This window comes from Streptomyces sp. NPDC002935, assembly GCF_040611295.1.
GTDB lineage: Bacteria > Actinomycetota > Actinomycetes > Streptomycetales > Streptomycetaceae > Streptomyces.
Window position 1 is genome coordinate 1 of sequence record NZ_JBEXNW010000038.1, and the last position, 12950, is coordinate 12950.

General features: G+C 70.1%; 9 protein-coding genes and 6 pseudogenes. 7 read left to right on the plus strand and 8 right to left on the minus strand.

The annotated features are described in order from the left end of the window. Nucleotides 1-109: 109 nt before the first annotated feature. The gene (locus ABZX90_RS35725) at nucleotides 110-961 is read right to left on the minus strand and encodes a CAP domain-containing protein (protein ID WP_355212034.1); all 852 of its coding nucleotides are present in this window, start codon (nucleotides 959-961) and stop codon (nucleotides 110-112) included. Between the two features lie 502 nt (nucleotides 962-1463). On the opposite strand from ABZX90_RS35725, the pseudogene ABZX90_RS35730 reads away from it, so the two are divergent. Both ABZX90_RS35730 and ABZX90_RS35735 read left to right on the plus strand, forming a co-directional pair. Continuing rightward, nucleotides 1464-1592: pseudogene (locus ABZX90_RS35730) on the plus strand (thioredoxin-disulfide reductase); the annotation flags it as partial. Between the two features lie 583 nt (nucleotides 1593-2175). Continuing rightward, nucleotides 2176-3936 carry a S8 family serine peptidase gene (locus tag ABZX90_RS35735; RefSeq protein ID WP_355212037.1) on the plus strand — a complete coding sequence of 587 codons (1761 nt, stop codon included), beginning with the start codon at nucleotides 2176-2178 and terminating at the stop codon, nucleotides 3934-3936. A 601-nt stretch (nucleotides 3937-4537) separates the two neighbouring features. On the opposite strand, the pseudogene ABZX90_RS35740 reads toward ABZX90_RS35735, so the two are convergent. Then, nucleotides 4538-4733 (minus strand): annotated as a pseudogene (locus ABZX90_RS35740) (XRE family transcriptional regulator); the annotation flags it as partial. A gap of 262 nt (nucleotides 4734-4995) precedes the next feature. Here ABZX90_RS35740 and ABZX90_RS35745 point away from each other — a divergent pair. Beyond that, nucleotides 4996-5820 carry a helix-turn-helix transcriptional regulator gene (locus tag ABZX90_RS35745; RefSeq protein WP_355212040.1) on the plus strand — a complete coding sequence of 275 codons (825 nt, stop codon included), beginning with the start codon at nucleotides 4996-4998 and terminating at the stop codon, nucleotides 5818-5820. Nucleotides 5821-5942: 122 nt separating this feature from the next. Here ABZX90_RS35745 and ABZX90_RS35750 read toward each other — a convergent pair whose 3' ends face one another. After that, nucleotides 5943-6782 (minus strand): LysR family transcriptional regulator, encoded by an 840-nt coding sequence (locus ABZX90_RS35750; RefSeq protein ID WP_351135028.1) that lies wholly within the window; start codon nucleotides 6780-6782, stop codon nucleotides 5943-5945. A gap of 92 nt (nucleotides 6783-6874) precedes the next feature. On the opposite strand from ABZX90_RS35750, the gene ABZX90_RS35755 reads away from it, so the two are divergent. Continuing rightward, complete coding sequence (locus ABZX90_RS35755) at nucleotides 6875-7612, plus strand: SDR family NAD(P)-dependent oxidoreductase (RefSeq protein WP_351135037.1); 738 nt, start codon at nucleotides 6875-6877, stop codon at nucleotides 7610-7612. A gap of 149 nt (nucleotides 7613-7761) precedes the next feature. On the opposite strand, the pseudogene ABZX90_RS35760 reads toward ABZX90_RS35755, so the two are convergent. Further along, nucleotides 7762-7848 (minus strand): annotated as a pseudogene (locus ABZX90_RS35760) (acetyltransferase); the annotation flags it as partial. Between the two features lie 62 nt (nucleotides 7849-7910). Between ABZX90_RS35760 and ABZX90_RS35765 the strand changes: the two are divergent. Further along, nucleotides 7911-8475, plus strand: a pseudogene (locus tag ABZX90_RS35765) (FAD-dependent monooxygenase); the annotation flags it as partial. A gap of 376 nt (nucleotides 8476-8851) precedes the next feature. Here the strand turns inward: ABZX90_RS35765 and ABZX90_RS35770 are convergent. Next, the gene (locus ABZX90_RS35770) at nucleotides 8852-10003 is read right to left on the minus strand and encodes a DUF3103 family protein (protein ID WP_355212044.1); all 1152 of its coding nucleotides are present in this window, start codon (nucleotides 10001-10003) and stop codon (nucleotides 8852-8854) included. Nucleotides 10004-10301: 298 nt separating this feature from the next. Further along, nucleotides 10302-11000 carry a GntR family transcriptional regulator gene (locus ABZX90_RS35775; protein ID WP_355212047.1) on the minus strand — a complete coding sequence of 233 codons (699 nt, stop codon included), beginning with the start codon at nucleotides 10998-11000 and terminating at the stop codon, nucleotides 10302-10304. Nucleotides 11001-11156: 156 nt separating this feature from the next. Here ABZX90_RS35775 and ABZX90_RS35780 point away from each other — a divergent pair, with 156 nt between their 5' ends. Both ABZX90_RS35780 and ABZX90_RS35785 read left to right on the plus strand, forming a co-directional pair. Next, entirely contained in the window at nucleotides 11157-11690 is a 534-nt protein-coding gene (locus tag ABZX90_RS35780; RefSeq protein WP_351135034.1) for a YbhB/YbcL family Raf kinase inhibitor-like protein, read from the plus strand. 8 nt (nucleotides 11691-11698) lie between these two features. Further along, nucleotides 11699-12196 (plus strand): annotated as a pseudogene (locus tag ABZX90_RS35785) (metal-dependent transcriptional regulator); the annotation flags it as partial. On the opposite strand, the pseudogene ABZX90_RS35790 reads toward ABZX90_RS35785, so the two are convergent. Beyond that, nucleotides 12197-12289, minus strand: a pseudogene (locus ABZX90_RS35790) (dihydrofolate reductase); the annotation flags it as partial. Between the two features lie 78 nt (nucleotides 12290-12367). Further along, nucleotides 12368-12718 carry a hypothetical protein gene (locus ABZX90_RS35795; protein ID WP_355212050.1) on the minus strand — a complete coding sequence of 117 codons (351 nt, stop codon included), beginning with the start codon at nucleotides 12716-12718 and terminating at the stop codon, nucleotides 12368-12370. Nucleotides 12719-12950: the final 232 nt, after the last annotated feature.

A 12950-nucleotide genomic window follows, 5' to 3' on the forward strand; every position in this document is an offset into this window, starting at 1 on the left:
CCCTGGGCAGAACGGCACCCACGCCGGCCGCGGCCGCTCCGGAGCGAGCGGAGCGGCCGCGGCCGGCGTGATGGTCGGCGGGCCATGACGGGCGTGGGCCCCGTGAGCGTCAGCGGGCCGTGCCGAAGTCCTGCGTCCAGTAGTTGCCGGGCTGCGCCACCCCCACACCGATCTCCTTGAAGCCGCAGTCCAGGATGTTGCGCTTGTGGCCGGCGCTGGCCATCCAGCCCGCCATGACCTGCTCGGGCGTGGAGTACCCGTACGCGACGTTCTCGCCGTAGGTGCTCCAGAGGTAGCCCGCGCGCGTGATCCGCTGTCCCGGGTCGGACCCGTTGGAACCGGTGTGCGACATGGTGTTGTGGCTCGCCATGTCCGCGCTGTGGGCCTGGGCGGCCTGCGAGAGCTTCGCGTTCAGCGCGACCGGGGAGCAACCGACCTTGGCGCGCTCGCTGTTGACCAGAGCGACCACGCGGACGACGGCGGCGGACGCGGGGGTCGCCGCGCCTGCGGCGGGAGCCGTGATGGTGGGCGGCTTCGGTGCGACGGTCGTCGAGGGGGGCACGGCAGTCGGCTTCGGCGCGGCGGCGGTCCTCGTCGGGGCCGGCGGGGTGATCGCCTTCGAGACGGGCGCCTTGGACTTCTCCGGGGCGGGCGCCTCAGTCCTGGGAGAGGTCGTCGGCGAGGCCGAGGGCGAAGCCGTCGCCGTGGGCTTCGCGGTCCGGACGTCCCGCCCCCGGTGCCCGTCCCAGGACGCCTTCCTCCCGTCCGTCCGGTGTCCGTCCCAGGACGCTTTCCTCCCGTCCGTCCAGGGACCGCTGGACGTGGCGGTGATGGCCTCGGCTCCTTCGTCGCCCATGCACGCCATGGCGGCCGACGGCACCGCCACCGCGCCCATCGCCAGGACGGCGACGGCTATGGGCCGGCGGCGCGTCTTCCTGCCGTGCTTCCGGTGGTTCCTCATGCGGACCTCGTTCGGTCGACTCTCCTTGCGCCTCCGGCGGGCTCGGTTTCACACAGACACTGTGCTTGACCTGCGGGGACGCCTTGCGGGGCCGTCATTGTTAAAAGCCGCGGGAGGGCACGACAACGGGGGCTTCCACTACCTCGCCTAGTAGGCGAGGGCACCCTTGAATCCGGCCCGGGATTGTGCGGGGCCGCCGCGCCGGACGCCGACGGCGCCTCACACTCCGTCAGAAGGACGGCAGAGGCGGTCCGGCGGCTCGAGGCCGGTGACCCGGGCCGGTGCCCCCGGCCGAGATGCCGCGTATGCCTGCTTCCATATGCCAGATCCGCCTATATCAGCCACACGCCACGTACTATCGCGGCACGTTGATGAGGACCGGGCCCGTGAGGGATGTCACTGACTTTCCCCACAACCCTTTCGGTGCCCGGCGTGCCGGGGTGCAGTCAGGCGGCGGTGACCGTGCGCAGGAGCGCGTCGAGGCCGCCGGCGTAGATGCCGTGACGTCGTCGACCGCACCTACCGCCAGGCCATCACCGCCGCCGCCAGCGGCTGCCAGGCCGCCCTGGACGCCGAACGCCACCTCGCGGCGCTGGGCGACGAACACGCCCTCGCCTCGGTCCCCGCGTAAAGGCAAGAGGACAGCACCGGGACATCTGGTGGAAGGCATCCACTGCGACGTGGATGCTGCCAGAACCGATGCTGAGCGCCCCCGTGCCCGAGCCCGATCTACGGCCGGGCTGCGCTGTGGAGCCCAAGTGGGACGGGTTCCGGACGCTGGTCTCCGTCGCGCAGGGTGACCGCACAGGCCGGACGCCTCCCGTCCTCGAGGGAGTGCCAGCGGCTGGGCAGCAGACGGCCTGCCCGCCGGCGGGCTGGTCACCGAACTGCGGGCGCACCTCGGTCAGCCACCACGCCAGCAGCCGGTCCACCCCGTCGATGGCCGTCACCAGGTCGGCGGCGTACGCCAGGGCGCGGTCGACGTCGCCGAGCTCCCGGTGGATCCCGACCCCCCGATGCCCGGAGTACGTCCTTTTCAGCCATTCCCCTATAACGCCCCTGCGCGGAAAGGTACTTCCGTACGGGAGCATGCACCTGACATCTTGCATCCACCACTCGTTTCGTACGGCCCCGCCGGTGCCCTCAGCACGGCCGGGCCGTCTCCGGAGGACGCTTTGATACCCCACATATCCAGCCGGTCTAGACGCACGCTGGTGCTGGCGGCCACGCTCGGCGCCGTCCTCGCGTTCGGCGCCCCGGGCGCCCTCGCGGGCACGCTCCCCATCGACCCCTCCCCCGCGCCAGCCGCCAAGGCCCACGCTCCGGCCGCCGTGCCGGCTTCCCAGAGTGCGACCTGGGTGGCCGGCACGCGCGCCTACCTCGTGATCACCGCCCCCGGTGACAGCTCGGCGGTCCGCTCCGCGATCGCGGCCAACGGCGGCACCGTCTTCTCGAACTTCGACGCCATCGGCGTGATCGTCGCCCACTCGGCGTCCAGCGGGTTCGCCGCCACCATGCGCGGCGTCACCGGCGTGCAGCAGGTCGGCGCCACGCGCACCTCGGACGTCCCGGCCGACGCCTACAACCCGGCGCTCCCGGCCAATCCGGCCCAGGCCTCGACCCCGGCCGGAGAACCGGTCCGGGCCGACATGAGCCAGATCAAGGCCGACCAGGCCTGGGCCGTGAACCCGGGCTCCGCCTCCGTCACAGTCGGCATCCTGGACACCGGTGTGGACGACCAGCACCAGGACCTGGCGCCCAACTTCGACGCGGCCGACTCAGTCTCCTGCGCCTACGGCAAGCCCGACACCCGTGCCGGCGCCTGGCGGGACGTCGACACGCACGGCACCCACGTAGCGGGCACCATCGCCGCGGCCAAGAACGGCAAGGGCGTCGTCGGCGTGGCCCCCGGGGTGAAGATCTCCGCGGTCCGGGTCGCCGAGCCGGGCAACTCCTTCTTCTTCGCCGAGAACACCATCTGCGGCTTCGTCTGGGCCGGTGACCACGGCTTCAAGGTCACCAACAACAGCTACTACACGGACCCGTGGCAGTTCAACTGCCCGGACAACATCGACCAGGCCGCCATCATCGAGGGCGTCAAGCGCGCCCAGGAGTACGCCGAGGGCAAGGGCTCCCTCCAGATCGCCGCCGCGGGCAACGAGAACTACGACCTCGCCCACAAGACGACCGACTCCGCGAGCCCGAACGACTCGACGCCGGTCACCCGCACCATCACCAACGCCTGCCTCGACATCCCGACCGAGCTGCCGGGCGTGGTCACGGTCGCGGCCAACGGCACGGGCGTCACCAAGGCCTCGTTCTCCAACTACGGGCAGGGCGTCATCGACGTCGCGGCGCCGGGCAGCAACGTGTACTCCACCGTCCCCGGCGGCGGCTACGGCAGCAAGAGCGGCACCTCGATGGCCACCCCGCACGTGGTCGGCGTGGCGGCACTCATCGCCAGCGCCAACCCGGGCATCACCCCGGCGCAGATCCGCGCCAAGCTGGCCGCCCAGGCCAACGACATCGCCTGCCCCTCGGACAGCCGCTGCACGGGCACGACGGCCAACAATTCGTTCTTCGGCGAAGGACAAGTCGACGCCCTCAAGGCCGTCGGGACCACCCCGCCGCCCGGCAAGTACTTCGAGAACCTCGCGGACTTCGCCATCAACGACAACGCAACCGTGGAGAGCCCAATCGCCATAACCGGCGTGACCGGCAACGCCCCGGCCGCCCTCAAGGTGGGTGTGGACATCAAGCACACCTACATCGGTGACCTGAAGGTCGACCTGGTGGCGCCGGACGGCACCGTCTACACGCTGCACAACCACGCCGGCGGCAGCGCCGACAACATCGCCCAGACCTACACCGTAAACGCCTCCTCGGAGGTCGCGAACGGCACCTGGAAGCTGCGCGTCAACGACAACGCCGCCTCCGACACAGGCAAGATCGACGCCTGGAACCTGACCTTCTAGCGCAGGGCCCGGCAACGCCCGCGTACAACACGCACTGCGCCGGCGACAGCTCCTTGCCCGCGGCCACGGACAAGGCGGGCTGCGGTCTGTTCGGCCAGGGCTGCGAACTGCTGGGTGGCAGAGGGCATATGGGCCTCGGCAGCGGTGAACGCCGCGGTCGGGGCCCATATGCCGGAGACGTCCAGGAAAGGCCGCGAACGGCCTGGGGCCGACGTCCAGCTCACCGTGCGCCTCCCTGAGGAGCTGCAGGGCCGTGTCCGCGCTGACCGTACGGGAGCGGGGCCGCGGCTGCGCGCGCCGCGGCCCCGAGGAGTGCCGGCCGGCTCGACCTACTGACACCCGCGCGGCGGCGCAGAGGGCGCGGCCGAGGGAGCGTCGGCGGTGATCACCGCGCCGGTCAGGTCAATGCCGTCCAGGAGCGGGGCGAAGGCCGGGATCTCATCGCTCTTATCGTCGATCTACCGTTGGGCGAGGACCTGGCCGGTGTGGGGCATCGCCGCGATCAGTGCGACGGCTGGCCGCTTCGCGGTGCGGGAGCCCCGAAGTGTTTTGCCGTCGACGGCGATGACCCGCCGGCCGGGCCCCGGCTTCTGGCGTTCGGCGCGGTGTAGCCGAAGCGGGCGCGGGTGTCGATGACAATGCCCCCAGTAGTCGCCGCCTTCTGCGGCGCCTGGGCGCGAATCTGCGGCTGCCACCGCTTCTTCACCTCGCACTCCAGGGCACGGCGCGGTCGGGCGCGGCGTGTTGATCTGGTCTTTGACGTACCGCTCGACGGTGCGCTGGGAGATGCGCAGCATCTGGGCGACCGCCTTGGTGCTCTTGAGTTGCTTGACCTTCCCCGCGAACGCACCTGGATGGCGGGGCGGGCCCCAACCTCAGGGTGAGCGGTCACTTCATATCGGGCGGCAGTCAACGCGGCCTGTCGCTTCGGGAGTAGCGCGTCCCGCGTACGGAGAGGAAACGGGAAACAGTGCCATCTGCCTTGTCCGCCCAGTCAGGGGGTCGCATTCATTCGTGCAGCAACCTCTTGCACCTGGATGGACGGTCCTGGAGGTTTCCGTGCCGCAGCCGTCCAGAGGGTTCGGCGAAGAGCTGAGGAAGCGGCGCTTGGGCGCCGGCTTGAGTCTCACAGCGTTGTCCGCCGTCGTGCACTACAGCAAGGCGCAGTTGAGCAAGGTCGAACGAGGCATCAAGGCGCCCAGCCGTGATCTGGCTCGGTTGTGCGACGCCGCCCTGCACGCCGGCGGTGCGCTGATCGGCTTGGTCGCCACGCCCGCTACTGGTACGTCGAAGGAACCGGCTCGCTACGGAATCGATGAGGAGGAGTGGGTGATGCGGCTGTCGCCGGGTGGTTCGAGCTGGTTTCAGCCTGTGGGCCGGCGGGAGGTCGTGAGCGCCGGGGCAGCCTCGTTGGTGAGCGGGGGTACGGGCAACCAGGGCCGGGTATCGACGACCGGGGGTGTCGGGATGTTGGATGCATCCCGCTCACTGTTCACGCACTACAGGCGACTCGGCCAGAGCGTTGAGCCCGGATTCCTGCTGCCGGGACTGATAGCGCAGACCCATACGCTGCGGGAACTGTCCGCGCACGTGGATCCCCGCACCCGCCAGGAGTTACTGGCGCTGGGGTCCCGATATGCCGAATACGTCGGCTGGCTGGTACAGGAAACGGGCGACGAACAGGCGGCGCTGTGGTGGACGCAGCGTGCAGTGGACCTTGCCGCGGCCGGTGGCGACCGGGCACTGGCCGGGTACGCACTGGTCCGGCGGGCCCTGGTCACGCTGTACCAGGACGATGCCGAGCAGACCGTTGCTCTGGCACGTCAGGCGCAGAGCGGCACGCTCCCGCCGCGAATACGGGGGCTTGCCTCGCAGCCTCCGTAGGCGTTGTCCGGCAGCGGCCATCGACGTTGATCAACGGTGCACCGTAGGTGTTGAGGATGCCACCGGGATCTCCCGAGATGGCGGTCGGCCGCATTCCACGCGAGCAGATACACAGCAGCCGGTCAAAGACGTGTTGCTACGCGGATCAGGTCGGCAACTGCGCGAAGTCGGCTCTGCGACGGCCAAGCGATCACTGTCGTCACGGGTGGTGCATCCAGGACCGGCACGGCGGTGAGATCCCGGCGCAGTTCGGCGCCGGCGGACTCGGGCATGATCACGGTGGTACGGCCGAGCGCGATCAGTTGGAAGAGCTGTGTCAGGTTCCGTACCTCTGCCCCTGGTCCCTCCGGATAGCTGCCGCCGGGACCGGGCCAGCGCGCCATCGGGAGTTCCGGCAATGCGGTGACCTCGGCCATCCGAATCTGTGAGCGGCCGGCAAGTGGGTGAGAGATGGGCAGGATCGCCACCTGCCCCTCGGTGTACAGGGTTTCGGTGTCGAGTCCGGCCGTCGAGTCGAACGGCAGGTGCAGCAGAGCCACGTCGGCTTGCCCGTCCTGCAGCAATGTCTGTTGCTGGTGGGCCTCGCAGAGCAGCAGATCGACGGTGGCTGCGCCGGGCTCCGCGCGGTAGGCGTCGAGCAGTTTGGCCAGCAACTCGTCGGCGGTGCCGGACTTCACGGCGAGGACGAGGCGGGGGCGCCTTTGCACAGCCTGCTGGGTACGCCGCTCGGCTGCGGCCACCGCGCTGAGGATCGCGCGCCCCTCGGACAGCAGTACGGCCCCGGCTTCGGTGAGCGTGACCTTACGGGTGGTGCGCTCCAACAGCATGACACCGAGCTGTCGTTCGAGCCGGGCGATCGCGCGGGACAGGGGCGGCTGGGCCATCTCCAGACGCTGGGCGGCCCTGCCGAAGTGCAGTTCCTCGGCGAGGGCGACGAAGTACCGCAACTCGCGTATCTCCATACCTGCACAGTAGCTGCGCGGACAGTCGATTTATGTCGCTCGGGTATTGGTGCGTTACCGAGGTGGTGTTGGTGCATGGTCGAAGCACGGCCATGATCGCTGTCATGAGCGAGAAGACAATCGCGCTGGTCACCGGCGCGAACAAGGGAATCGGGTACGAGATCGCGGCCGGGCTGGGCGCATTGGGCTGGAGCGTCGGTGTCGGCGCCCGGGACGAGGAGCGCAGGACGGACGCCGTGGCGAAACTGCGCGCGGCAGGTGCCGACGCGTTCGGCGTGCCCCTGGACGTGACCGACGACGAAAGCGCGACCGCCGCGGTGCAGCTGATCGAGGAGCGAGCGGGACGCCTCGACGTGCTGGTCAATAACGCCGGCGTTGCGGGCGGCTGGCCGGAGAGGCCCACGACCCTCGACCTGGAGACCGTGCGGCGGCTGGTGGAGACCAACGTCATCGGCGTCATCCGGGTCACCAACGCGATGCTGCCGCTGTTGCGCCGCTCGGCACACCCGCGGATCGTCAACCAGTCCAGCCATGTCGGCTCGCTGGCCCTGCAGGCCACGCCCGGTGTCGACCTCGGCGGGATCAGCGGGGCCTACGCGCCGACGAAGACCTACCTCAACGCCGTCACCATCCAGTACGCCAAGGAGCTGAGTGACACCAACATCTTGATCAACAACGCCTGCCCCGGCTACGTGGCCACCGACCTCAATGGGTTCAGCGGGACTCACACCCCCGAGCAGGGCGCGGCGATCGCCATCCGGTTGGCGGCTCTGCCTGACGACGGCCCTACCGGTCAGATGTTCGACGACAATGGAGTCGTGCCATGGTGAAGTTCTGGTGTGTTCCTGCTCGGCTGGGCTGCAGCTCAATGCGCCCCGCCATTGCCGTGTGAGCAGCCATTCCCTACGGCCTGAGCGTGTCCTACCAGGGGCTTCTCGGCTGTCCATAGCAGGGTGCGCGGTGTGCTGAGCCAGGCGCAGAGCGCGATGAGACATGCGTTCGTCGGCTTGAACCCGCAGGCGTCGAAGTGCAACTCCCGTGGGTCGTCCTCGAAATCGACGTGCAGCGATGCGCGGCCCTATGCGGTTGAGGAGGGGGCGTTGGTGGGTCTGCCGGGGTTCGAGGTCAGGCCAAGCCCTCGACACGATCAGCGGGCCCGCCGACGGGCCGCGGCAGCTGCACTTCCCCGACGGCACGACCATCGAGACCGATCTGGTCATCGGCGCCGACGGCGCCCTCTCCCGGGTACGCCCGGCCGTGTCCCCCGCCGTTCCCCAGTACACCGGGGTGAGCTTCCTGGAGGCCTGGTTCTCCGACGTCGAGAACCGCCACCCCGACATTGCTGAACTGGCCGGCCTGGGCGGTGCCCATGCAGCCGACGGCATCCGCGCCCTGCTCCTCGACGAGTACGCCCACTGGTCGCCCCGCCTGCGCCAGATGATCACCGACAACGACGGCCCCTACGTCGACCGCCCGATCTTCGCCCTCCCCGTCCCGCACCCCCTGGGAACACAACCCGACCGTGACCTTGCTCGGCGACGCCGCCCACCTCATGCCCCCGCTCGGCGTCGGCGTCAACCACGCCATGTTTGACGCCGACGAACTCGCCCTCGCCCTCGCCGACTCCGCCACCGTCGACGACGCCATCCGCACCTACGAGAAGACCATGCGCCCCCGCTCCACCGAGACCGCAGTAGACGGCGAGTGCCCAGGCCGTCGGGCTACGGGTGATACGTACGCCGGGAGCGGCTGTCGAGCCCGGCGTGAGGGAGGCCGTGTCCGAATGCGTGCGGCGGGATGGCGGGCGAGGGCCGGCCAAGGGGGTACGGCGATGGCGGCCCAGGCCCCCATTTCACCGCCTCCGAGGTTGCTGTCAAGGAAACCGCCCGTGCGCGGGGCGTGTCGGCGCAGCTGATGCGCGCGAGATCGGGGTGAGGTGCTGGCGCCTTGAACGCGGTGGGGACGGCGAGCCCCAGCCGGGCTGGTGGGTGCGTGGAACGGGCCGGTGGTGTCACGCACCGGCCCGCAGCCCCGTCAGGGTCGTGTGCTTCGGAGGTCCGTCGTGCGGTTCAGAACTGCTGGACGAAGTACGGCTCGACGGTCATCCAGCCGTTGCCGCGAGCGCCGTGGCGGGTTCCGTTGTCGCTGCTGGCCAGGGTGTACCAGGAGTCGACGTAGTCGGGATCGTCCGTCCACCAGTCGTTCGGGATGGCGTCCAGGATCGCGTTCACCAGGGGGATGTAGGTTCCCTGGTCGGTGATGGTGAGCAGGGCGGTGGCGATGGCCTTGGCGAGGTCGCGGTAGTTGGTGCTGCCGTCCTCTTCCATCATCACGGCGTCGGCCAGGTTGTACTTGTAGTTCGACCAGTTGACCAGGATCTGGCCGGGCCGGTAGACGGTGCCGTCATTGTCGAGGTAGGGCATGTCGACGGGGTCGACACGTACGTTGCCGTCCTGCCCGAAGCCGGTGACCAGCGTGTAGATCTCGGCGTCGCCCTTGATCCAGGGCTCCTCGTCGTCCGACAGCTCCACCGCGCTGATGCGGGTGGTCCAGAAGCCCCCGGCTGCCGCCTGGGCCTGTGGTTTCTTGGTGGCGCCAGGCTTCGGTGCTGGTGCTGGTGCGGCGGAGGCCAGGCCGTAGTGGCGCAGTTGCTTGTTCAGGACATCCAGGCCGGCGGCCAGTGCCTTGGAGCCGTCGATGTCGACGACGTACACGGGACGGGCGGGCGCGTGGCGGGCGTCGAGCGTGTGGGCTCGGCCCCGGCTGTCGTAGGCGATGATCGTGGTGGCGTGGTCATCGGCGGTGGCGGGGGCTACCCAGGGCGCCTTTCCGGCGGACAGTGCGCTGCGCATCGTGTGGTCCCCGAGTCGCAGCCGGAGCAAAGAACCGATGTCGGCGTCGAGGCCCTTGGCGGCGGCGATCCGGTGATCCGCCGCGGCCAGCGTGGACTTCAGGCCGTTGTCGGCACGGCCGGCCAGCGCCGTGACGGACACCTCGTCGGTGGTCAGGGCGGCATGCTGGACGCGGGCACGCCAGGCGGAGTCGGAGAGGGAACGGGCTATGGCACGAGCGGCCTGGTCCTGCGCCGCGGCGACGGTGGAGGCAGCAGCGGGTGGGGCCGCGGCCGCGGGCAGGGCAGCGACGGTCTGACCGACGGACAGGGCAAGTAAAGACAGTGTGACGGCGGCGGCGCCACGGCGGCGCGGTTGACGAGGTCTCACTGGGCGATCCTCCCGGGAGCGGGTGCGGACGGACGCGCTGTCAGGTGGAGCGGCGAAGCGATGGATCTATGCGAGTAGATTCACGAGCCAAGCATGGCGGGTTCATGACACTCGAGCAAGAGGCGGGACGCTGCGTGAAGACCTCGGTGAACGTCGCCGAGACCAGCCAGGACGTTGACGCCGGCAAGAAGGGCTCCCGCCGCCGCGGCAGGGGAAGCGTCGAGGATCTGGCGCTACTGTCTTCCGCCAGGCATAGCGAGCTCGAACCAGATCACCGGGTCGGCGAGGCGCATCAGGCTCAGTTCGCGGGTTCGCGGAGGGTGCAGTCGGTCAGTCCAGCCGCGGTCTGGGTGAGGTGCTGGGTCAGTACCTCAGCTGCGGTGTCGGCGTCGCGGGCCAGCGCCGCCTCCTCCAGCCGGCGGTGCTCGCCGGCGTGGTCCCGGTCGGGGACGCGGTGCGCCGACCAGCGGCGAGCCAGTTCGCTCGCGGTCCACGTCCGGTCGAAGGTCTCCAGCAGGACGGAGTTGCCGCAGCCCTCCAGCAGGGTGCGGTGGAAGACCCGGTGGGCTTCGGACCATGCGCCGCTGTAGTACTCGCCCTCCCCCGGCCCGTACGCCGGGGTGCGGGCCAGGCGGTGGTGGGCGGCTCGTACACGGGACTCCCAGTCGAGGTCGCCGCGCTCGATGGACATGCGCAGTACGACCGGTTCGATGGTCCGGCGGGCCTCCGCGATCTCCTGCCAGCGGCGGTCGGAGCAGGCTGGGACGGCGAAGCCGCGGTTGGGCAGCCGGTCGGCGAGGCCCTCGCCGACCAGTCGCACGAGCGCCTCGCGCACGACGGCCAGGCTCACGCCCTGTTCCTTGGCGAGGTCCTGCGGTTTGAGGGCGTCCCGGGGGGCGTGGTTGCCGCGCATGATCGCGTCCCGCAGGTGTGCGTAGACCTGCTCGGAGAGCATCTGCTTCCCCGGTGAGGTCGAGGTGTGGGCCGTCTGAGTCATGGCCCAAGCATAGACGATCCAGCGAATAATCGATTATTGGTGTTATGGTCGATCCAGCGGCCGGTGAAAGGCGGTGGCGGTGCCTCCACACGACGCTGTGGGCCCCGTCGGCCGCATCACCGCCAACCCACGGCACGGCCCGAAAGGAACGACGCGATGAGCGCCAACGACCCCTTCGCCCGCCTCCCCGAGGCGGCCTCCTTCACCGTTACCAGCACCACCGTCACCGACGGCGCCGCATGGTCGCCCGAGCAGTACTCCTCCGGCGTCCCCGGCGGGAAGGACGTCTCCCCGCAGCTGTCCTGGAGCGGCGCCCCGGAAGGCACCAAGAGCTACGCCGTCACCGTCTACGACCCCGACGCCCCCACCGGGTCCGGGTTCTGGCACTGGGCGGTCGCCGACGTCCCCGCCACCGTCACCGAGCTGCCCGAGGGCGCCGGCGACGACGCCGGCTCGGGCCTGCCCGAGGGCGCCTTCCAGCTGCCCAACGACGCCCGTGCGGCCCGCTTCATCGGCGCCGCCCCGCCGGCCGGGCACGGCCCACACCGCTACTTCGTCGTGGTGCACGCCCTCGACGTCACCTCCATCGGCGTCCCGGCCGACGCCACACCGGCCGTCCTCGGCTTCACCATGACCGGCCACATCCTCGGCCGTGCGGTACTGACGGCCACCGCCGAAACCCCCGCCTGACGGGCAGCATGTCCCCACTCATCGACACCACTCAGATGTATCTCCGCACGATCCTGGAGCTCGAGGAAGAGGGCGCGGTCCCCCTGCGCGCCCGCATCGCCGAGCGCCTGGACCAGAGCGGCCCCACCGTCAGCCAGACCGTCGCCCGCATGGAGCGCAAGGGTCTGCTGCACGTCGCCGGCGACCGGCACCTGGAGCTGACCGGGGAGGGCCGGCGGATCGCCACGCGCGTGATGCGCAAGCACAGGCTCGCGGAGTGCCTGCTCGTCGACGTGATCGGGCTGGAATGGGAACGGGCCCACGCCGAAGCCTGTCGCTGGGAGCACGTGATGAGCGAGGCCGTCGAAAGCCGCATCCTTGAGCTGCTGCGGCACCCGACCAAGTCGCCCTACGGCAACCCGATCCCGGGCCTGGAGGAACTCGGCGGGAAGAGCACCGTGGATCCGCTCCCCGGCGAGAGCATGGTCAGCCTCAGCGACCTTGAGCCCGGGCCGAACGGCGCGAGCGCTCACGACCACGCCGGGCTGCACCCCGGCGTGCCGCAGGGCGTACATCAGCTGAGGGTTGGTCTGGATCAGCTCCCTGATGCACCGTACGACTGCCGGTCAGGAGCAGAACGGCGAGGGTGAGCGCGAGGGTCTGGTCGTGGTCGCGGTGCGCCGGGTCTGCTTGTCTGCTCATGCGCGGCGCAGGCATCCGGACGGCACCTGGCCTCCGGGTAAGACCTGCCACAGGCTTCCGCCGCCGCACTCGTGGTACTGCGACGAGTTCCGGCCGATGGCGACGATGCATGACCGCACCCGCTCGCCCCGGCGCGGATACCGCACGATCGGCGAATGTGTCGTCGCGACCGGTCTCTCGTTCCATGCCGGCCTGCGCACCGACACCTTCTGGACGGCCCGCCAGGTCGACGTGCACGGTGCGGAAGCGGCAGCGGCCTGCGGAGCAGCGGCCAGGGCGGTCGCGAGGACGGCGGCGACGGCGGCAGCCGCCGCCGCCATGGTGAGCAGACGTCGAGTGGGATGCATGACTACTCGTTCCCGCGCGTCGACGTCACGCCCGCGCCCAAGGGCCGTTACGCCACGCTGAAGGTCCGTGGCATAGCCGAGAACCGGTGCGCAGGTCGACCGAGGTCGCGGCCCTGGCCTCCGCTGAACCGGGCCGCGTTTCCCTGCTTGCCACAGGCGATCACGCCGCCGTACATTCCCTGCACCCGGCTTGTCCGGCCGCTTCGTCTATCCCCTTTGAGCACATGAGGAG